The following is a 20,448-nucleotide window of genomic DNA, read 5'->3' on the forward strand; positions in this document are numbered from 1 at the left end:
CGCGTTTCGGGCCGAAGTGGAATTCGCCTGACGACGATAAAACGCGCATCTTCAACACATTAGGGGGAGTACATGACAGCGGCTGCACAGTTTTGCTGCATTCTCGCCGATCCGACAAGGCTTTGACACGTTGGCGCCCGCCGCGGCCAGTCAGCGCCGATGCGACCGAACGTCCCGGCGGCGGCCATCGGGAGCACGAAAACCTCGCCTGGCCGCCTCATCCGACCGCCTCACCTGGCCGGCTGGCTGCGCGAGACCACCCAGTCACGCAGCCAAGACCCCGCCAGGCATCCGGCGAGGTAGAGCGCGAACATGATCAGGAACAGATCGAGCCAATAGCCGAAGCGACCGGGAACGACGTGGCCGAGCGCAAGGGCGATCAGGATCGCGGCGAGCAGCGCCAGCCATCGCGCCGAGCTTCCGCGACACGCCTTCCCCGCGCTGCACCACCGATATCCAGCCCATCGCAAGGCCGATCAACAGCGCTGCGAGCAGCCAACCCCAGAAGAATGTCGCCAGATGGGCCATCACTTCACCACGAAATCGATGCGGCGGTTCTGCGCCTTGCCTTCTTCGCTGTCGTTGCCGGCGAGCGGCTGCGTAGCGCCATAGCCGACCGCCTGGAAGCGCGTCGCCGGCAGGCCCGCCTTGACCAGATAGTCCATCACCGCCTCCGCGCGCCGCTCCGAGAGCGCCTGGTTGGCGCTCTCATCGCCGTCGCTATCGGTGTGGCCGGCGATCTCGATCGTGGCATTCGGGCAGCGCAATGCGGTCTCGGTCAGGCGGTCGAGCAGGCCGATCGAGTCCGCGGAGATATCGGCCTTGCCCGATTCAAAGCGGATCCTCGCCTTCGACAGGAGCTCGGTGAAGAGCTGCTGGCACACGGTCGCATCCACCGGCGACGCCGCCGGCTTCACCGAAATATCGGCCTTGTACTGCCAGCCTTGCGGAAAGTCGCGGCCGAGGCCGGCGCGGATCTGGTTGGCGGCGGCGTCATAGAACGCATCGCCCGACAGCTTCACTTCGCGATCGGTCACCACGAGCGTACCGGTCGACAGCCGCGACAAGGCGCTGAGCGCCGGCACTACGGCGTTGGCAAAACCGGAAGGGGCGCCCACGCTCGCTTTGAGATTGTCGACGACCTTCTCCGAGAAGAACTTGCGTCCGGCGGCCGCGACGAGCGCGGCGTGAACGTTGTTGTCGGGCACATAGCCGGTGAGCGTCACGGTCACCGCGACCGGATCCTTGTAGGCCTGGAAAATGTAAGGCGGCGCCTTGATGTCGTTGGCCGCGACCGAATAGCCCTCGGGCAGATTCCGCAGCGCCGCCGCGATCGCCTCGCGTCCGCCGAGCTCGCGCGCCATGCCCGACAGGTTGACCTTGGTGTCGGTCAGCGTGATCTTGCCATCCTTCAGCTTGCCGATCTGGTCCAGCAGCAGCAGTGCCGCGCTGTCGAAGCGCGGCGGGGCGCCGCGCGCGAGCGACATCTGGTCGGCGACTTCGAGGCCGCCCAGCGCATTGCGCGCCGCGTCGAGAAGCTTGCCCTTGCTCGATGGTAACGGCGCACTGCCTGTGAGCGTCACCCGGACGACGTCGCGCTCGGCCGACCAGACAAAAGGCTTTGCTTCGGGCACGAGCCGCGTCTCGTCATTGACGAGGCGCACGCCGGGCACCGCCTCGACGGAGGCCACCGCGCTCTGACGGCCCTCCTCCGAGAACGCCTCCGCCGCAAAGGTCACGTCCCGGCCGGCGACCGCGATCCTGCGCTTGTCAAGGATGGTGTCCTTGAGCGCGGCGTTTGATCGCGCGGCGAGATCAGCCTCCACGGTTGCGGTCGAGGTCCAGGCCGCGATACCCCAACAGATGACCAGCGGAATCACGCCCGGCCACCACTTGCGACTCCACTTGAAAAGTTCGTGCATTCGGGGTCCTGGCTCCGGAACCAGAGAGAAAACAAACCCTTGGCTGACTGTCAAACCCGAAATACCGCGTCTGGTGAAGAGCCGCGTATAACCGGGCCGGCTAACCGTTTGTTCAGCGGTGGTTCGCTAATTTCGACCCGTAATGCAACCGGCCGGCCGATTTCGTGGATGAAAAAACAGCTCAGAAAAACCGTTATCCGCGCCGGACTCGAAGCGCTGTATTTCTCGGGAGCCCATTTCCTGCTGCGACCAATCTTCGCAGGCGTTGGCGCGATTTTCATGCTGCACCACGTCCGGCCACGCCGCAACGATGAGTTCCAGCCGAACTATCACCTCGAGGTTGAACCGGAGTTCCTGCGCGCGATGCTGGAGCATCTGCGCTCGCTCGACATCGACATCGTCACCATGGACGAGATGCACCGGCGGATGGCCGAACGCGATTTCGCGCGGCGCTTTGCCTGCTTCACCTTCGACGACGGCTATCGCGACAACCGCGACCATGCACTGCCCGTCATGCGCGAGTTCGACGCGCCGTTCATTGTCTATGTCGCCAGCGATTTCGCCGAAGGGACCGGGCGGCTGTGGTGGATCGCGCTGGAGCGGGTGATCTCCAAGGTGGCCGTGATCGAGGCGCCGATCGGCGGAACGATGACGCCGATCGATACCTCGACGCCGGAGGCGAAACACACAGCTTTCGAGCGGCTGCACGATTGGCTGCGCAGCTTGCCGGGCGAGCAAGATGTGAAGCGCGAGGTCTCGGCGCTGTGCGCGCGCCATGATGTCGACGAGACGATGATCGCGCGCGAGTTCTGCATGTCCTGGGACGAACTCAAGGAATTTGCCAACGATCCGCTGGTGACGATCGGTGCGCACACCGTCACCCATTGCAATCTCGCCCGGCAGGCGGAGGACGTGGCGGCGTTCGAGATGACGGCCAGCCGAGAGCGAATCGAAGCAGCGCTGGCGCGGCCGGTGCTGCATCTCGCCTATCCCTATGGCGACAAGATCGCCGCCGGCCAGCGCGAATTTGCGCTCGCCAGCGCCGCGGGCTTCAAGACCGCAGTGACGACGCGGCCAGGCATGATCTTTTCGGAAAGCGCCGACCACCTGACCGCGCTGCAGCGCGTCTCGCTCAATGGTAATTACCAGGAAGCACGCATTATCCCCGTCCTCACCTCCGGCGCGGCTACCGCCGTCTGGAACGGCTTCCGCCGCATCGACGCGGCGTAGCTTACCGTCGTCCCGGGCTTGACCCGGGACCCATAGCCACAAGCGTTTGTGGCATGCTCCGCTACCACCGCTTGCTCGTGCCACAACGTACATTGGTGGTTATGGATCCCGCTTTCGCGGGGACGACGAGACTTTCTTGACTCGCTTCCCTGCTCCTTTCACAACCATCCGCAACGCAATTGGAGGGATGCATGTTCAAGGATCTGTTTTCACTCAAGGGCCGTATCGCGCTGGTAACGGGCGGATCGCGCGGCATCGGCAGGATGATCGCCGCGGGCTTCCTCGCGCAAGGTGCGGCGAAGGTCTACATCACCGCGCGGAAAGCCGGACCGTGCGAGGAAACGGCAAAGGAGCTTTCGGCCGAATATGAGGGCGAGTGCATCGCGCTGCCGATCGACATCTCCACTCTCGCCGGCATCGAGATGCTGGCGGCCGAGATCAAGAAGCGCGAGCCGAGGCTCGACATCCTCGTCAACAATGCGGGAGCCGCGTGGGGCGCGGATTTCGACGAGTTTCCGGAAAGCGGCTGGGACAAGGTGATGAACCTCAACGTCAAGTCGCCGTTCTTCCTGACCAAGGCACTGGCCGCGCCGCTGCGCGCCGCCGCGAGCGCCGAGCGGCCCGCGAAGGTGATCAATATCGCCTCGATCGATGGCATTTTCGTCAACCCGATGGAGACCTATTCCTATGCCGCCAGCAAGGCCGGCCTGATCCACCTGACGCGGCGGATGGCGGTGAAGCTGATCAATGACCATGTGGCGGTCACCGCGATCGCGCCGGGGCCGTTCAAGTCGGACATGAACCGCGCCGCGCGCGACCATGCCGACGAAGTGGCGACGCGGGTGCCGTCGGGCCGCGTCGGCACCGACGAGGACATGGCGGGTGCTGCGATCTATCTCGCCTCCCGCGCCGGCGATTATGTCGTCGGCGCCACCATCACGGTGGACGGCGGCATCGTCTACGCGAATGCCGGGATCAAGGGCAGCGGCTGGGATTCGTGACGATAATTTCGCTGTCGTCCCGCCTTGAGCCGGGACCCATACCGCGTTGCGCTATCGATTTTGGTAAGGTCGGAGACGCCGTTCCTTAACTACACACGCCTGTGGTTATGGGTCCCTGCTTTCGCAGGGACGACGGCTAGCTCTCGATCTTCACATACTCGAAATCGCCGGGCTTGTTGTCGATGCCGACTTTCGGCGGCGATATCCAGGAGGCGAATTTGCCGATCTCGGTGACCGGCTTCATCAGGGAGGCGATGAACTCGCCGTCTTCCTTCGAGGGCAGCCATTCGTTGTTGCGCTTCGCCCAGGTGGCATCGTCGATCAGGATGCCCTCGGGCGTCGCCTCGACGTCCTTGAACTCGCCGATCGCGCGGTGGAAGGCGACGTGCGGCACCGCGAGCTTGAAGTCGTAGCCGGCGGTCGAGATGACCTTGTTCCAGCGCAGCATGCCCTTGACGCAGTCCTGGGTGTAGTCGTCGCGCAGGCGCATGTTGAGCGCGGTCAGCGCGGGTTCGTCGACCAGCTTGAGTTCGCCGTCGATCAGCTTCAGCACCGGATAGGTCGAGTTCTGGAGCTGATGATCGTCATCGATCGTCGTCTCCTTGTAGCGACCCTTGATGCCGGCGTTGAAGGCGTTGGCGGCGTTGGTCGAGACTTCCGAACCGAACAGATCGAGCGACAGCGAATAGTGCAGATTCAGCTTCTTCTGGATGGTCGGCAGGTCGATCACCCCTAACGCCCGCACTTTCGCGATATCGGTCGGATCCTCGATGCCGGCCTCCCGCATCGCCTCGCAGGTCCGCTGCACGACACGGCTGATGCCGGTCTCGCCGACGAACATGTGGTGCGCTTCTTCCGTCAGCATGAAGCGGCAGGTGCGCGACAGCGGGTCGAAGCCGGATTGCGCCAGCGAATGCAACTGCATCTTGCCGTCGCGGTCGGTGAAATAGGTGAACATGAAGAAGGAGAGCCAGTCCGGCGTCTTCTCATTGAAGGCTCCCAGCATGCGTGGGCTATCCGTGTCGCCGGAGCGGCGGCGCAAGAGCTCGTCCGCCTCCTCGCGGCCGTCACGGCCGAAATATTTCTGCAGGAGATAGACCATCGCCCAGAGATGGCGGCCTTCCTCGACATTGACCTGGAACAGGTTGCGCATGTCGTAGAGCGAGGGCGCGGTCTTGCCGAGGTGGCGCTGCTGTTCGACGGAAGCAGGCTCGGTGTCGCCCTGGATCACGATCAGCCGCCGCAGCATGGCGCGGTGCTCGCCCGGCACTTCCTGCCAGGCCGGCTCGCCATAATGGGCGCCGAACGGCACCACGCGGTTCTCTTCCTGCGGCGCGAGCAGGATGCCCCAGCGATATTCGGGCATCTTGACATAATCGAACTTGGCCCAGCCGCGCGGATCGACCGAATAGGCGGTGCGCAGATAGACCAGCGACTGCTGGAAGCCTTCCGGCCCCATGTCGCTCCACCAGTCCATGTAGCCGGGATGCCAGCCCTCCAGCGCCTTCAGGACCTGGCGATCCGCCGACAGATTCACGTTGTTGGGAATCTTGGTCGAGTAATCGACGTTCATGATGTTGACGTTCATGGGGACCTCCCGTTGGAGACGATCTCGTCAAAAGCTGGCATCGGACCGTGGGCCGGCGAGTAGCGAATAGCGAGTAGCGAATAGCGAGTAGCGAATAGAAACCATTCGCCATTCGCTACTCACCATTCGCCCCTAAACTCTCGTCATATCGAACTGCGCCTTCTGGCCTGTGCCGTAGCGGCGTAGCGCGCCCTCTTCGCCGACCGCGTTGGGGCGCTGGAAGATCCAGTTCTGCCACGCGGTCAGCCGCGCAAAGATTTTCGATTCCATGGTCTCGGGCCCGACGAAGCGCAGGTTCGCTTCCATGCCGGTGAGACCGTCAGGAGAGAAGCTGGTTCGCTCCTCGAGGAACACGCGCACCTCATCGTCCCAGTCGATGTCGTCGAGCGCGAAGGTGACGAGGCCGAGCTCCTCGGCCTCCTCCGCATCGAGCGCCTTGCCGATCGCGCCGCGCGCGCGCTCGAGGTCGGACGGATCGGCCTGGAAGCGCGATTCCAGCCGGGTGAGCCCGTGGCTCATCGGATAGGGGCCGAAATTCATCGCGGTGAGCTGGATCGCGGGCGGCGGACGGTTGTCGCCCTCGCGCGAGCCGATCAGCATGTAGGAGCGGTCGGCGGCGAACACGAGCTCGGCCAGCGTGCCGACGAAGCAGGAGCCGGGCTCGACCAGCGTCACCAGCGTGCGCGAGGTGACGTCGATGCGCTTCAGCACGCGCTTCCAAGTATGCCTGATCTCGTTGACCAGCCAATGCGCCTTGTTGGCATCGAGGAATTCGTCATAGGCGACGACATGAGCGGGGTCGCCGTGGCTCTTGAACACCAGCATCGCGATCTCGAGCTCGTTGATGCGCAGATGCAGGATCGCGTCATCGAGCTCGCGCGCGACCTGCAGCGGCCAGAATGCGGCGCCTTGCGCGATCAGGCCGTCTATATCGGCCGGCGGCGCGGCTTCCGGCGCCTGGATCGAGATCGTGGCGATGCGCGCCGCGCGATCGATATCGACGCTGACGAAGCCATAGCGGATGCTGTTCTCGTCGATCACGCGGCTAAGCGGCGTGAGCGCAATGCCCTTGCCGCTGCCATTGCGGGTCGATTTGGCGGCGAATTCCTTGATGCGCTCGCCAAGCTTGCCCTCGAGCTTGCTGTTCGGCGCGATCTCATCAACGAGGCGCCACTGCACGGCGCGCTTGCCCTTGATGCCTTCCTCGATGGTGCAGAAGAAGTCGGCATGGTCGCGGCGCACCTTGCGCTTGTCGACGACGCGCGTCAGCCCGCCGGTGCCCGGCAGCACCGCAAGCAGCGGCACTTCCGGCAGCGCCACGGCGGCCGCGCCGTCATCGGCAAGGATGATGTGGTCAGTCGCGAGCGCCAACTCATAGCCACCGCCAGCCGCGGTGCCGTTGACGACGGTGATGAAGCGCTGGCCGGAATTCTCGGAGGAATCCTCGATGCCGTTGCGGGTCTCGTTGGTGAACTTGCAGAAATTGACCTTGTGCGCGTGCGTCGAGCCCGCAAGCATGCGGATGTTGGCGCCGGCGCAGAACACGCGGTTCTTGCCCGAGCGCATCACCACGACCTTCACTTCGGGATATTCAAAGCGCAGCCGCTGCACGGCGTCGGCAAGCTCGATGTCGACGCCGAGGTCGTAGGAATTGAGCTTGAGCTGGTAGCCTTCGAACAAGCCGGCATTCTCGTCGACGTCCATGGTCAGCGTCGCGACCTCGCCGTCGACATCGAGCTTCCAATGCCGGTAACGGGACGGGTCGGTCTGAAAATCGATGTATTTCGCGCCGTTTGCGAGCACGCGATCCTCACCGGCCATGGGCCACCCTTGTACGTTATTGGTTAGTGGATATGCACAATAGTGCATGTTTTTGAACTGGTCCAGCCCGAAATGCGGAAACATGCACTTTGTTTCATGTTCCCGACATCGGGCCTAGGCGGCCTGCGGCTGATCGGCCCTCAGGGCAGCTTCAGCGAAATCCGCGATTGCCGTAAGCGTCGCCTCGGGCGCCTCACGGTGCGGCGAATGTCCCGCACCCGCGATGACCGTGACATCCACCGGGCAGTAGCACTCATCGTTGGCGATTTCGGCCTGGCGCAGCGTCCCATACTGGTCATCCTCGCCCTGCAGGATCGCGATGGGCACGCGGATATAGGCGAGGTATTCGGAGATATCCCAGTCGCGGAATTTCGGATCGAGCCAGGCGTCGTTCCAGCCGTAGAAGGCGTTGTCGACGTCCTTGTGCCAGCGCGCCAGCTTCTCCCTCAGGTTCATACTCTCGTACGTCGTCTTGATGTCGGCGATCGACTTCACCGAGATGTCCTCGACGATGAAGTGCGGCGCGATCAATGCAATGCCCTGCAGGCGATGGTCCTGGTGCGAGCCGGCGTAGATCGCCGCGATCGATGCACCGTCGGAATGCCCGAGCAGGAGCCCGCGCCGGAAGCCGATGGCATCCAGCAGCTTTGGCAGCACCGCCTGCGCCTCGATGTGCATATAGTCGAGCGGCCTCGGCAGCTTCACCGGGCTCGAGGCGCCATAGCCGGCGCGCGAATAGGCGAACACGCCGGCGCCGGTCGCGGCCTGAAGCTGTTCCGGAAAGTCGCCCCACAGCCCGACCGAACCCAGGCCCTCATGCAGCATCACGATCGTCGGCGCTGTGTCAGGCGCCGGACCGATCATGCGGTATTCGAGATCGGAGTTGCCGATGCGGAGGAAGCCGGATGGAGAAAGAGTCATGTCATCACTCTCGCCTTCTCGTCATGGCCGGGCTTGTCCGGGCCATCCCGTCTTGTGACTTGGCACGAAGGACGTGGATGCCCGGGACAAGCCCGGGCATGACGGCTAGTGGGGTGCAATATCCCGCAGCTTGAAGCGCTGGATCTTTCCCGTCGCGGTCTTTGGCAGGCTCTCGACCACGTCGATCCAGCGCGGATATTTCCACGGACCGATCTTCTGCTTGACGTATTCCTTCAGCGCCTCGTGCAGGCCATCGGTGTTCGCATCCGCGCGCAGCACCACGAAGGCTTTCGGCTTGAGCAACCCTTCCGGATCGGCTTCCGGCACAACGGCGGCCTCTAACACCGCGGGATGGGTGATCAGCGCGCTCTCCACCTCGAAGGGCGAGACCCAGATGCCGGAGACCTTGAACATGTCGTCGCTGCGGCCGCAGAAGGTGTAACGGCCCTCGGCATCGCGGATGTATTTGTCGCCGGTGCGGGTCCAGTGGCCTTCGAAGGTCTGCCGGCTCTTGCTGCGCTGGTTCCAGTAGCCCTCGCCGGCGGAGGGCGCGTCGACCAGCAGTTCGCCGACTTCACCGTCAGGCACCTCAGTGCCGCTCTCGTTGACGAGGCGCACCTTGTAGCCAGGGACGGGACGGCCGGACGAGCCGTATTTGATGTCGCCGGGCGCATTCGACAGGAAGATGTGCAAGAGCTCGGTCGAGCCGACGCCGTCGAGGATGTCGACGCCGAAGCGCGCCTTCCAAGCATTGCCGACCGATTCCGGCAGCGCCTCGCCGGCGGAGGTGCAGATGCGCAGCCGCTTGCCCGCCGGCGTCGTCTTCGACGCTTCATCATTCAGCATCGACGCGAACAGCGTCGGCACGCCATAGAAGATGGTCGGGTGATATTTGTTCATCAGCGCGAACATCACCGCCGGCGTCGGCCGCTCGGAATTGAGGATCGTGGTGGCGCCGACCGACATCGGGAAGGTGAGCGCGTTGCCAAGGCCGTAGGCAAAGAACAGCTTTGCCGCTGATAGTCCGACGTCGTTCTCCCTGATGCCGAGCACCTGCCTGGCGTAGGTCTCCGCCGTGGCGGCGAGATTGGAATGCAGATGGCGCACGCCCTTGGGCATGCCGGTCGAACCCGAGGAATAGAGCCAGAACGCCGGCTCGTCGGGATGGGTCGCGGCGGTCGTGAAGTCATCACACTCGCGCGCGAGCTCCTCGGAAAACTTTTTGTGGCCGTGCGCGTCCGCCCCGGAGACGACGACATGCTCGAGGTCGGGCATCCGCCCGACGATGTCCTTCACGATGGGCAACAACGCTTCCGAGATGAACAGCACCCGCGCGCGGCAGTCGGCAAGCACATAGGCATATTGATCCGCGGTCAGCAGCGTGTTCAGCGGCACTGGCACCACCCCGGCGCGGATCGCGCCCAAAAACACGATCGGGAAATCGACCGTGTCGAGCATGATCATCGCCACGCGCTCCTCGCGGCGGACGCCGAGGCGGCGCAGCAGATTGGCGAGACGGCGCGTCTGTCGCTGCAGCTCGCCATAGGTGAGCTGCGAGACCGTATCGTCGAAGACGAGCTTGTCGCCGCGGCCCTCGTCGACATTGCGGTCCAACAGCCAGGTCACCGCATTGTAGGAGGTGCCGCTCATGCCCTGTTTCTCACGCCCATGCGCGCCACGACGCCTCTCCCAGATTTTAAGAATTATAATTCATAGAAAGCCACCGGAGCGGCTTGCTGTCAATCCTCCTCGGCACTATCCTTCCTGCGACTCCTTTGCGGGGGGACATGACAGACCAAGACGATCCCGAAACCGACTTCCTGGAACAGCTCGGCCAGCGCGTGCGCACGATGCGCGCGCTGCGCGGCATGTCACGGAAAGTGCTCGCCAAGGTTTCAGGAATTTCGGAGCGCTATATCGCGCAGCTCGAGAGCGGCAAGGGCAATGTCTCGATCGTGCTGCTGCGCCGGGTATCGCACGCGATGGGCGCGCATCTGGAAGACCTGATCCCCTCCACTGAGCCGGCGCCCGACTGGGCCGTGATCCGCGACCTCCTGCGCAAGGCGACGCCGGAGCAGATCGCACACGCCAAGGACATCCTCGCCGGTGGCAGCCCATCCGCGCCGCGGCGCTCCTCATTCTCAGGCATTGCCCTGATCGGGCTGCGCGGCGCCGGCAAATCCACGCTCGGCAAGATGCTGGCCAAGCGGATCGGCTGGAGCTTTGTCGAGCTCAACAAGGAAGTCGAGCGCGAGAACGGCCTCTCGGTCGCCGAGATCATCGCGCTTTACGGCCTGGAAGGCTTCCGGCGCATGGAGCAGGCTGCGCTGAAGCAATTGCTTGCGCGGAACGAGCTGATGGTGCTCGCGACCGGCGGCGGCATCGTCTCCGAGCCCCTGACCTTCGACCTGATCCTGTCGTCGTTCTACACGATCTGGCTGAAGGCCGAGCCGGAGGAGCACATGGCGCGGGTGCGCAGACAGGGCGACCTGCGGCCGATGGCGGATGACCGCTCGGCGATGGCGGAGCTGCGCAACATCCTGCTCAGCCGCGAGCCGCTTTATTCGCGTGCTTCCGCGGTGGTGGATACCGCAGGCCTTTCCGTCGATGCCGCCGCCGCACGGCTGATAGAAGCGGTGACGCCGGTGCTGGAGAACCAGGCGCGCAGTTTTGGATTGCGCAGCGTGGCGATGTAGCCGCAACCAATGTTGTCGTCCCGGGCTTGACCCGGGACCCATAACCACAGGCCTTTGTTGTGCGCTCAACTTCAACTGCTTGCTCGCGCCACAACACCTCCCTGTGGTTATGGGTCCCTGCTTTCGCAGGGACGACGGCTGATAGGAAGCGCAATCCGCACTACGTGCCGCCTACAGCAGCTTGTCCTTCACATCGCCGGCGCCCTCTCGCAGCAGCGGCAGGAATCGCTCGATCAACTCTTCCGTCGGCACGCGGTCGACATGGGCGCCCATGTTGATGGCGGCGACGATGCTGTCGTCGTAGCGGCGGACCGGCACCGAGACCGAACGGAAATGCGGCTCGGCTTCGCGGTCCACGAGTGAGAAGCCCTTTTCGCGATCGGCGATGATGGCGGCGAGCAGCCGCTTCGGGTCGGTCACCGTCTGCGGCGTCAGCGCCTCGCGCCGCATCGCTTTCAATCTTGTCGCCAGTTCTTCATCGCTGAAGCGGCCGAGCATGGCGCGACCGACCGAGGTGCAGAAGGCCGGCAGGCGATAGCCGATATCGAGACCGCTGGAGAACATCCGCGCCGGGCTGCCGCGCGCGACGAACACCACGTCGTCACCATCGAGCAACGCAAGCGAGCTGATCTCCTGCGCCGCGCTCGCGATGCGATCGAGCACCGGCTGCAGCACCGCGATTGCCTGGTTCGAGCGCAGGTACGACCCTGCAAGCGTCAGCACATGCGCCGTGAGCGTAAACAGCTTGCCATCGGTCGCGACGAACCCGCCGCGCTCCAGCGTGAACAAAATGCGCCTCGCCGTGGCACGCGGCAGGTCGGCGGCGCGGGCGAGATCGCTCAGCGTCGCAGGTCCCGTGATGGTACCGAAGATCTGGAGCAACCGCAGCCCGCGGTCGAGACTTTCGACGAAATCGGTGGCGCGCTCCTCGCGATCCTCACGCTTCAGCTTCGGCATAGGTCCGTCCCGGCGGCGCGGATCAAAAATTTGGCTTGCCGCCAAACTAAGTCATGTCATAATTCGCCCATTCGTTCAATAGGCGAACAAATCCGAGCAGCCGGGAGGACCGCCGCATGATGAGCCAGGAGCAGAACGACCTGATCACCCGCACCGGGCCGAAGGACCCCTGCGGGAAATTGATGCGGATGTACTGGCAGCCGGTGGCGCTGGTGGACGAGCTCGACGGGCCGCGGCCGGTACGTCCGGTCCGGCTGCTGGGCGAAAACCTCGTGGTGTTTTCGTGACGAGCAGGGCCGCTACGGCCTGATCGACCGCCATTGCGCGCATCGCGGTGCCGATCTCGCTTTCGGCCGCCTCGAGCATGGCGGCTTGCGCTGCGCCTTCCACGGCTGGCTGTTTGACGTCACGGGCCAATGCCTGGAGACCCCGGCCGAGCCGAAGAGCTCACAGCTCTGCAAGGGCATCAAGCAGCGCTCTTATCCCGTGGTGGAGAAGAGCGGCATCCTCTGGGCCTGGCTCGGCGAGGGCGAACCACCGGCCTTTCCGGAGATCGACTGTTTCGTGGCGCCCGACAGCCACACCTTCGCGTTCAAGGGCCACATGAACTGCAACTGGCTGCAGGCGCTCGAAGTCGGCATCGATCCCTCGCACGCGTCCTATCTGCACCGCTTCTTCGCGGATGAGGACACCTCGACCGCCTATGGCAAACAGTTCCGCGGCGCTTCCGCGGGGTCCGAGATGCCGATGACCAAGATCCTGCGCGAATATGACCGGCCGATCATCAACGTCGAGCACACCGAATATGGCCTGCGGCTGATCGCGCTGCGCGAATTGGACGAAGAGCGCACCCATGTGCGCGTGACTAATCAACTTTTTCCGCACGGCTTCGTCATCCCGATGAGCACGGAGATGACGATCACGCAGTGGCATGTGCCTGTCGACGACGAGAACTGTTACTGGTACGCGATCTTCACCAGCTACACGGCGCCGGTCGACAAGAAGAAGATGCGCGATCAGAGGCTCGAGCTGTATGAATTGCCTGACTACAAGTCGCGCAAGAACAGGTCGAACGACTATGGCTTCGATCCGCACGAGCAGATGACCGCGACCTATACCGGCATGGGCAACGACATCAACGTCCACGACCAATGGGCGGTGGAATCGATGGGCCCGATCCAGGACCGCACCAAGGAGCATCTCGGCCAGAGCGACAAGGCGATCGTGCAATATCGCCGATTGCTGCGGCAGGAGATCGAAAAGGTGTCCGCCGGCGAGAAGCCGATGCTGTTCCTCGATGAGGCGACGTCGCGCAGCATCCAGGGCCCTGCGACCATGGATGGCATCGGGCCGACCCAGGGCTGGGAGCTGTATTGGATGGAAGTCGACGTGAAACGACGCCGCGGCGCACCGTGGGCCGCGCCTGTGCCGAGCGAGATCGCCGGCAAGGTGCAGCATCTCTCGGCCGCCGAGTGAGCGGGCGGCGTCAGCAAGGGGGAACGACGCGTTGAGCTTTGTTGAGCGTCACGGCCTGTGGTCGGATGAGCAGAAGGCGGCGGCGGCGCGTGTCCGCCGCATCGTCGAGGAAAAGAATCTTGAAGTCATCAGGCTGTCGTTTCCGGACCAGCACGGCATTCTGCGCGGCAAGACGCTGATCGCGAGCGAAGCGGTGCGCGCGCTGGAAAGCGGCTGCTCGATCACCACGACCATGCTGGCGAAGGACACCTCGCACAAGACGGTGTTCCCGGTGTTCACCGCCGGTGGCGGCTTCGGCATGAAGGAGATGGAAGGCGCCGCTGACGTGTTGATGGTGCCCGACCCAACCACGTTCCGGATCCTGCCATGGGCGCCCACGACAGGCTGGCTGCTCTGCGACATCTATTTCAATGATGGCCGCCCGGTGCCGTTTGCGACGCGCAATCTCTATCGCAGGGTGCTCGAACAGCTCGGCGCGCGCGGCTATGATTTCGTTGCGGGGCTCGAGGTTGAATTCCATCTCTTCAAGCTCGACGACGCGCATATGACGCCGGAGGATGCCGGCCAGCCGGGCTCCCCGCCCTCGGTCAGCCTGCTCTCGCACGGCTATCAATATCTGACCGAGCAGCGCTACGACCAGATGGAGCCGGCACTGGAGATCATCCGCCGCGACGTCCTCGCGCTCGGCCTGCCGCTGCGCTCGGTCGAGGTCGAATTCGGGCCGAGCCAGTGCGAATTCACCTTCCAGCCGACCGCAGGCATCGAGCCCGCCGACACCATGGTGCTGTTCCGCGCAGCAGTGAAACAGATCGCGCGGCGGCATGGCTATCACGCGACCTTCATGTGCCGGCCGAAACTGCCGAACGTCTTTGCCTCGGGCTGGCACCTGCATCAGTCGCTGGTGTCGCGCACAGGCGGCGAGAACGCGTTCATGGCGAAGGAGACCGACCAAACCCTGAGCCCGTTCGGGTCCTGCTATCTCGCCGGGCTGTTGGAGCATGCCCGCGCCTCCACCGTGTTCACGACGCCGACCATCAACGGCTACAAGCGCTACCGCTCCTATTCGCTGGCGCCCGACCGCGCGATCTGGGGCCGCGACAATCGCGGCGTGATGATCCGCGTGCTCGGCGGGGCCAACGATCCCGCAACGCGGCTGGAGAACCGGATCGGGGAGCCGGCTGCCAACCCGTATCTCTACATGGCCTCGCAGATCCTGTCGGGGCTCGACGGCATCGACCGCAAGCTCGACCCGGGGCCGTCGGCGGACACGCCCTATGAGACCAAGGCAGCGCCATTGCCGAAGAGCCTGCGCGAGGCGGTGTTCGCGCTGAGCGACGATCCGTTCTTCCGCCAGGCGCTGGGGGCGGAGTTCGTCGACTATTACGTGCATATCAAGAACGCCGAGATCGAGCGTTTCCAGGCCGAAGTGTCGGACTGGGAGCATCGCGAATATTTCGAGATGTTCTGAACGGGCGGACGCTGCGGAGAAGGACAGTAGTTCTTACCAAATGACGGCGGTATCTTTCACGCGCGCGTGACTCGGTTTCGTGCATCGTCGCCCGACGAAATCCGCTCTGGCCGCGACGAAACCATTTTCACCGCGCCGCGAAAATCTCCAGAAAGAATAAGGGTTCAATGTGCCGCTCCATGATCAACAGCGGAGTTCGATCATGTTGGCGTATCTCTTGAACATGATTTACCGCCTTGCTTTGCGCGCCAGCCTTTCGCAAATCGGTCGACACCATTTGGGCCCCTGACGCATTTAGGTAAGTCGGATTGCCCCAATGATAGCGTGTCAACCGGCGGCTCAGACCACGGCGTTTTGCTTGATGACCTCACGGTAGAATGACGCGCTTAATTTCGGCGTACGGCGTTGCGTCTTGAAGTCGACGCGGTAGAGCCCGAATCTTTTCTGGTAGCCATCGGCCCATTCAAAATTGTCGATCAGGCTCCACAGGAAGTACCCGGCCACGGGCACTCCCTGTGATGTCGCGCGCCGTAGCTGCTGCAAATAATTGCGCAGGTACATCACCCGATCCAGATCGTAGACATTGCCGTCCGCGGCCGGCTCGTCCGCCGATGACGTCCCGTTCTCGGTGATATAGATCGACCGCACGCCCCACAGCTTCGCCGCGTGACGCGGCGCCCAATACATCGCCTCGGGGCCGACCCGGAGCCAATCCGCATCCATGTGCGGAAACGACGCCGGAAACGGCGCCAGGGTGAAGCCGCGTTCATTGTCGGCCGCCAGGACGTAATGGTCGGGCTTGTAGATGTTCAGCCCCAGAAAATCGATCGGCGACGAGATGATGCGCAGATCCTCGGCCGAGTATCTTGGGGCATCTTTCCCGGCCTCGGCCAGAAAGCCGTCGATGTACCGTCCCTCGAGCATCACGGTCAGATAGCCGCCGTTGAGTTCGCGTGTCGCAATTTCTGCGGCGCGGACGTGCGCGGGTGTGTCGATCGCCGGGATGCAAACGACCAGGTTCTCCGCGGGCCCGACCTTGGTGCCCGGCCGGCCACGCGCGCGGATCGCCTGCACCGACAGGCCATGCCCGAGCGCGACGTTGTGACGGACCTGATTCAATTCGGCTTGCGGCAGCTTTAAACCGGGGGCGTCGATCCCAAGGCCGTGGCCGAGATGAACGAGCCTCGAACATTCGTTGATCGTGAAGATGTGGCTGACGCGATCGGTCAAGCGCTCGGCGACATAGGCTGCGTACTCGGCAAAGGCCTTCGCGGTGTCGCGAGACATCCAGCCGCCGAAACGGTCCTGCAGTGCCTGGGGCAGGTCCCAATGATAGAGCGTGGCAAAGGGCTCTATGCCGTTGGCCAGCAGCTCGTCGATCAACCGATCGTAGAAGTCCAAACCCTTGGGATTTGGCGTGCCCGATCCATCCGGAAAGACGCGCGGCCACGCGATCGAGAACCGATACGCTGTGGTTCCCAGCGCCTTCATCAATTGGACGTCGTCCCGGTACAGGCGATAATGATCGCACGCGACATCCGCATTGCTGTGATCGATAATGGTCCCGGGCGTGTGCGCAAAGCGATCCCAGATCGCCGGACCGCGCCCGTCTTCGTTGACGGCTCCTTCGATCTGATAGGCCGAGGTCGCCGTGCCCCAGCGAAAGCCGGCCGGAAAGCCGGCCAGCGAATTCTCCTGCGTGCCGGCATCGGCCGGACAGGCTGGCGCGGCCGACAATCCGAGCGCCGCCCCGCCGGCGAGCGTTCCGAAATGGCGCCGCGAAAGTCCGTCCAACGACATCAGCATACTCCCGGATCAGACCTGAAGCTCAACAGCGCGGACATGCCCGATATCCCCACTCAAGACTGCGGAACGCGACCGCCACAACGCGGCGCCGAGCAGGAAAAGTGCGGCCGCGGTCCATAAGGACTGCCAGTTTTGAACCCCTTCATGCAGCAGGATGTAGAGCGCAGCAGCCGCGAACAGGCCCGCGAATACCGCCTCGGATGTTGCGCAGACCGCCAATTTGCGACGGTTCAGCAGCGTCACCGCCCAGATCGGCACCGCCGCCATGGTCAGGCTGGCAAATGGGAAGTCTCGCGACCGCGGATCGAACATGAGGCCCAGCGCGACTTCCGCCGCCGCCAGCGCAGTGACGAGGAGCACCGCGCCGAGAAGCAGTGCCGGTAGGGAGCGTGTTCGCGTCTCGCGCGGTCCGATCAACTCAGCAAGAGCCGGGAGCGTGCGGCCCGACATCATGGCGTTGGCGCACAGCAGTGGCAGGAGCATTGCTGCGATCAACAGCGATCCTTGCCGGATCAACCCGGCAAAGCCGTAGCTTTCGTAGAGCGCATTCTCGACGCTCACACCGAGCAGGATTCCGCCGACGGTGGCGGATGCAGCAACCGCAAGCCACCGCGGCAATGCCGTTGGCGCAGGCGAGCGCCACCGCGCCACCAGCGCCGTGACGAATACGGCAATGCCGAAGCCCAGCCCGGCGCCAAGCTGCAGCTTCCAGTGCGGATAGTTGCTGACGGCGGCTCCGGGTGAATACTTCAGCCGGCGGCTTTCTCCATCCAGCCACCCCCAATGAGCGCCCACTGTTCCTTCCCACTGACGCTTCCATGGCTCGTCATAGGCTTCGAACAGATTGACACGAACGTTCTCCCGGCTGGCCTGGTCGAGGAGGTCAAGAGTGAAGCGCGCCTGATTGATGCGCGATGGCAGCGCACCGTCGCGCATGCGCCCTCGGCTCGGCCAGCCGGCCTCGCCGACGAAGATCTCCTTTCCCGGAAAGGCCAGCGCGACCTTGCTGCGCGCGTCGATCACATGCCGCGGCGCATCCTCGGCGCGGGGCGGAACGTCTTCCCAATAGGGCAGGACGTGGATCGTCACGAAATCGACCTCATGGCCGAGCTCCGGGTAGCGCAGCCAGAAGTCCCAGGTGTCGGCGTAGCTCACGGGGACGCTGACGCGGCCTTTCGCAGAGCGGATGGCTTCGCGGAGGCCCGCCTCGGGCAATTCACCCCGGAGCAGCACCTCGTTGCCGACGATGACGGCGGTGACCACGTCGGTGAATTGATTGGCCAGCGACACCGCGGTTTCGATCAGGCTGGCATTTTTCAGACGATCACGTCCGATCCAGACGCCGAGGATCACCTTCAGCCCGACCTTTGACGCAAGCTCCGGCACCCTGTCCAAGCCGTTCTCCACCGAGTAGATGCGGATGCAATGGGTGATCCTGGCAAGATCGGCGATATCTTCCGCGATCTGGTCCGGGCTGATGACGACGGAGGAATTCCACGGCGTCTGGTGGCCCCGGAATGGCGCGTAGGAAACACAGTCGAGCTTTTTTGCAGGGTCCACCGGCGCACGTTCCAATGAGACCGGCGTCGCCAACCAGCACCAAGCCGCGACGATGATGCTCATGGACAGGAAGAACAGCAACAGCGGCGCAGCAAGGCCAAGCCGGGCTCTCCTGGCCGCGTTGTCGACCAACCGGCTCGCACGACTGGGACTTGATCCAGTGGAAGCATCGAGCTGCATCACGCAATGCTCCGCCCTGCATCCGAACCGACGAGCGCAGCGGAGCGCGAGAAACCATCCGGGTCGCTGAAGAAAGCGATTGAAGACATCGTTTCAAATGCTCTAGCCTAGCTCGGTCAAGCCAAGGCTAAATTCCCAAATTGACCATAGGCAACTGCGACGCCGCGTCCGTAGATTTACGGAAGAAGTATAGCAGCGTCTCTCATTTGCCTACAAACGCAGGAATGGCAATGGGCAAGCTATGCGCGTTCTTGATGAAGGCCCCCGTGATTTTGCCGGGAAGCTCGTGATGCGGCGACGCGAGTTCATCACAGGCGCTGCGGCGCTGGCGGCCTGTATGCAACTTTCGAGGCAGAGCGGCCTGCTGACGCCGGCCTATGGCGGGGTACCGTCCAGCGGCACCAATCCACTGCCCACCGGCTTCTACAATTTTACCGGCTCCAACCTCGCCAATTGGCAAAGGGCATCGGCGGCGCAGCAGCGCGGAGATGCCAATGCGATCATCGGGTGCCTCGGCGATTCAACGGTGGCCGGCCAGGGTGCCGCCAACAATGAGCTCGCCTCCAATGCCAAGAGCCTGTCGTGGCCAACGCAACTGGCACGACTGATCCCGCACGGAAGCTGGTCAAGCGTATGGGGCGACAACAACGTCAGCGCCGCCGCCGGCGACCTTCATGCCTTCGATGCGCGGCTTGATCGTTCCGGTTGGTCGATCGACAACACAAGGACTTCCGGAACGCTCTGCGGCGGATTTTTTCACGGCCGTCCGAGTTCGGTTTCACATTCCTTCACCCCGACGAACCCGATCGACACGATTGAGGTCTGGTACGCCCGCTCGCCCGGCGGCGGGCGTTTCACGATCGATGTCGATGGAGGGTCGCCGCTGGCGGCGGTCGATTGCGCAGGGGCCAATGCGTTCATGAAGGCAACGGCGATCTGTGCGCCCGGTCACCACACCGTAACTCTGCAGAAGACAACGACCGATTCAAGCGACGTCTATTTGACCGGGCTGAGATGCTTCAACTCGGCCATCAAGGAAGTGTCCGTTTACAATCTCGGCGGCTGCCGCTGGGGCAGCGCGGATTTCGTGGTCGACCGCTACCCGTGGAATACGTTGCCGGCCATCGCGGCGATAGCGCCGAACCTGGTGATATTCCAGGCCGGCATCATCAACGATTGGGACGATCGAATTCCGCTGTCGACTGTCACCTCGAACATGACGACGGTGATCAATGCGCTGAAAGCGGTGAACTGCGACGTGATCCTGATGAGCGGCGCTCCGTCCGAACCGAGCGTCTATGCGTCTTACCCGACGCAGGCCGCCTATGTGGCCAATATGAAATCGCTCGCTTACGCCGCCAATGTGCCCTTTATCGACATCTGGGGACTGTTCGGCGGAACCTGGAATTCGTTCGCGATGAATGATCCATTGCATCCGAACCAGAGCGGCTACGCGCTCATCGCCGGCTATACGAGCACTGCCGTTCTCGATCCCTCGGCGCGCAGCCTGAGCTAGCACGAAGCAATCCATGCCTCAGCAAGCGGAGAAGTGGATTGCTTCCGCCTTCGCTCGTTGAGCTACGGCAGACAAGTCGCCGGCGCTCACAATGACGGCCTGGGGCGTCGTCCCGTCGAAAGACGGGACCCATAACCACAGGGAGGTATTGTGGCGCGAGCAAGCGGTTGCGGCGGAGCGCCCAACAAACGCTTGTGGTTATGGGTCCCGGCTCCCGGCTACGCCAAGGGGCTTCGCCGCGGCGCGCAAGGCCGGGACGACGTGGGGAGAGATTCTGATTTGAATGTCAAACAGCAGAGGGGATGT

At 63.5% G+C, this 20,448-nt stretch carries 13 protein-coding genes and 2 pseudogenes; 6 read left to right on the forward strand and 9 right to left on the reverse strand.

Annotated elements, in window-relative coordinates; translation table 11 throughout:
* Nucleotides 1-230: 230 nt before the first annotated feature.
* Both ACVJGD_RS25645 and ACVJGD_RS25650 read right to left on the reverse strand, forming a co-directional pair.
* Nucleotides 231-528: pseudogene (locus ACVJGD_RS25645) on the reverse strand (hypothetical protein).
* Nucleotides 528-1,922 carry an OmpA family protein gene (locus ACVJGD_RS25650; protein ID WP_456636913.1) on the reverse strand — a complete coding sequence of 465 codons (1,395 nt, stop codon included), beginning with the start codon at nucleotides 1,920-1,922 and terminating at the stop codon, nucleotides 528-530. Before ACVJGD_RS25650 ends, ACVJGD_RS25645 begins: the two are co-directional and overlap by 1 nt.
* A gap of 168 nt (nucleotides 1,923-2,090) precedes the next feature.
* On the opposite strand from ACVJGD_RS25650, the gene ACVJGD_RS25655 reads away from it, so the two are divergent.
* Entirely contained in the window at nucleotides 2,091-3,152 is a 1,062-nt protein-coding gene (locus tag ACVJGD_RS25655) for a polysaccharide deacetylase family protein (protein WP_456636914.1), read from the forward strand.
* Between the two features lie 191 nt (nucleotides 3,153-3,343).
* Nucleotides 3,344-4,153, forward strand: a complete 810-nt coding sequence (locus ACVJGD_RS25660) for an SDR family oxidoreductase (protein ID WP_456636915.1) — start codon at nucleotides 3,344-3,346, stop codon at nucleotides 4,151-4,153.
* 136 nt (nucleotides 4,154-4,289) lie between these two features.
* Here the strand turns inward: ACVJGD_RS25660 and boxB are convergent, their stop codons facing one another.
* From boxB to ACVJGD_RS25680, 4 genes are all read right to left on the reverse strand, one after another.
* On the reverse strand, nucleotides 4,290-5,741 hold the full coding sequence (boxB, locus tag ACVJGD_RS25665; RefSeq protein ID WP_456636916.1) for a benzoyl-CoA 2,3-epoxidase subunit BoxB: 1,452 nt from the start codon (nucleotides 5,739-5,741) through the stop codon (nucleotides 4,290-4,292).
* A gap of 132 nt (nucleotides 5,742-5,873) precedes the next feature.
* Nucleotides 5,874-7,562: a 2,3-epoxybenzoyl-CoA dihydrolase gene (gene boxC, locus ACVJGD_RS25670; RefSeq protein ID WP_456636917.1), complete on the reverse strand. Its 1,689-nt coding sequence runs from the start codon at nucleotides 7,560-7,562 to the stop codon at nucleotides 5,874-5,876.
* A 114-nt stretch (nucleotides 7,563-7,676) separates the two neighbouring features.
* Nucleotides 7,677-8,483, reverse strand: coding sequence for an alpha/beta fold hydrolase (locus ACVJGD_RS25675; RefSeq protein ID WP_456636918.1), 807 nt, complete (start codon nucleotides 8,481-8,483; stop codon nucleotides 7,677-7,679).
* 105 nt (nucleotides 8,484-8,588) lie between these two features.
* On the reverse strand, nucleotides 8,589-10,133 hold the full coding sequence (locus ACVJGD_RS25680) for a benzoate-CoA ligase family protein (protein WP_456636919.1): 1,545 nt from the start codon (nucleotides 10,131-10,133) through the stop codon (nucleotides 8,589-8,591).
* 137 nt (nucleotides 10,134-10,270) lie between these two features.
* Here ACVJGD_RS25680 and ACVJGD_RS25685 point away from each other — a divergent pair, with 137 nt between their 5' ends.
* Nucleotides 10,271-11,179, forward strand: a complete 909-nt coding sequence (locus tag ACVJGD_RS25685; RefSeq protein WP_456636920.1) for a helix-turn-helix transcriptional regulator — start codon at nucleotides 10,271-10,273, stop codon at nucleotides 11,177-11,179.
* 171 nt (nucleotides 11,180-11,350) lie between these two features.
* On the opposite strand, the gene ACVJGD_RS25690 is transcribed toward ACVJGD_RS25685, so the two are convergent.
* Nucleotides 11,351-12,136, reverse strand: a complete 786-nt coding sequence (locus ACVJGD_RS25690; RefSeq protein ID WP_456636921.1) for an IclR family transcriptional regulator domain-containing protein — start codon at nucleotides 12,134-12,136, stop codon at nucleotides 11,351-11,353.
* Nucleotides 12,137-12,252: 116 nt separating this feature from the next.
* On the opposite strand from ACVJGD_RS25690, the pseudogene ACVJGD_RS25695 reads away from it, so the two are divergent.
* Both ACVJGD_RS25695 and ACVJGD_RS25700 read left to right on the forward strand, forming a co-directional pair.
* Nucleotides 12,253-13,612, forward strand: a pseudogene (locus tag ACVJGD_RS25695) (aromatic ring-hydroxylating dioxygenase subunit alpha).
* Nucleotides 13,613-13,643: 31 nt separating this feature from the next.
* Entirely contained in the window at nucleotides 13,644-15,080 is a 1,437-nt protein-coding gene (locus ACVJGD_RS25700; protein ID WP_456636922.1) for a glutamine synthetase family protein, read from the forward strand.
* 339 nt (nucleotides 15,081-15,419) lie between these two features.
* Here the strand turns inward: ACVJGD_RS25700 and ACVJGD_RS25705 are convergent, their stop codons facing one another.
* Nucleotides 15,420-16,880 (reverse strand): GH1 family beta-glucosidase, encoded by a 1,461-nt coding sequence (locus ACVJGD_RS25705; protein ID WP_456636923.1) that lies wholly within the window; start codon nucleotides 16,878-16,880, stop codon nucleotides 15,420-15,422.
* 15 nt (nucleotides 16,881-16,895) lie between these two features.
* On the reverse strand, nucleotides 16,896-18,626 hold the full coding sequence (locus tag ACVJGD_RS25710; protein ID WP_456640371.1) for a glycoside hydrolase family 17 protein: 1,731 nt from the start codon (nucleotides 18,624-18,626) through the stop codon (nucleotides 16,896-16,898).
* Between the two features lie 289 nt (nucleotides 18,627-18,915).
* Here ACVJGD_RS25710 and ACVJGD_RS25715 point away from each other — a divergent pair, with 289 nt between their 5' ends.
* Nucleotides 18,916-20,142 (forward strand): SGNH/GDSL hydrolase family protein, encoded by a 1,227-nt coding sequence (locus tag ACVJGD_RS25715; RefSeq protein ID WP_456636924.1) that lies wholly within the window; start codon nucleotides 18,916-18,918, stop codon nucleotides 20,140-20,142.
* The last annotated feature ends 306 nt before the right edge of the window (nucleotides 20,143-20,448 follow it).

Source organism: Bradyrhizobium sp. USDA 10063 (genome assembly GCF_054063735.1).

Coding starts and splice junctions, on each gene's coding strand:
- ACVJGD_RS25655 (WP_456636914.1), top strand. CDS start 2,091: ATGAAAAAACAGCTCAGAAAAACCGTTATCCGCGCCGGACTCGAAGCG.
- ACVJGD_RS25690 (WP_456636921.1), bottom strand. CDS start 12,136: ATGCCGAAGCTGAAGCGTGAGGATCGCGAGGAGCGCGCCACCGATTTC.
- boxB (WP_456636916.1), bottom strand. CDS start 5,741: ATGAACGTCAACATCATGAACGTCGATTACTCGACCAAGATTCCCAAC.
- ACVJGD_RS25650 (WP_456636913.1), bottom strand. CDS start 1,922: ATGCACGAACTTTTCAAGTGGAGTCGCAAGTGGTGGCCGGGCGTGATT.
- ACVJGD_RS25715 (WP_456636924.1), top strand. CDS start 18,916: ATGCGGCGACGCGAGTTCATCACAGGCGCTGCGGCGCTGGCGGCCTGT.
- ACVJGD_RS25710 (WP_456640371.1), bottom strand. CDS start 18,626: ATGCAGCTCGATGCTTCCACTGGATCAAGTCCCAGTCGTGCGAGCCGG.
- ACVJGD_RS25660 (WP_456636915.1), top strand. CDS start 3,344: ATGTTCAAGGATCTGTTTTCACTCAAGGGCCGTATCGCGCTGGTAACG.
- ACVJGD_RS25675 (WP_456636918.1), bottom strand. CDS start 8,483: ATGACTCTTTCTCCATCCGGCTTCCTCCGCATCGGCAACTCCGATCTC.
- ACVJGD_RS25680 (WP_456636919.1), bottom strand. CDS start 10,133: ATGAGCGGCACCTCCTACAATGCGGTGACCTGGCTGTTGGACCGCAAT.
- ACVJGD_RS25705 (WP_456636923.1), bottom strand. CDS start 16,880: ATGTCGTTGGACGGACTTTCGCGGCGCCATTTCGGAACGCTCGCCGGC.
- boxC (WP_456636917.1), bottom strand. CDS start 7,562: ATGGCCGGTGAGGATCGCGTGCTCGCAAACGGCGCGAAATACATCGAT.
- ACVJGD_RS25685 (WP_456636920.1), top strand. CDS start 10,271: ATGACAGACCAAGACGATCCCGAAACCGACTTCCTGGAACAGCTCGGC.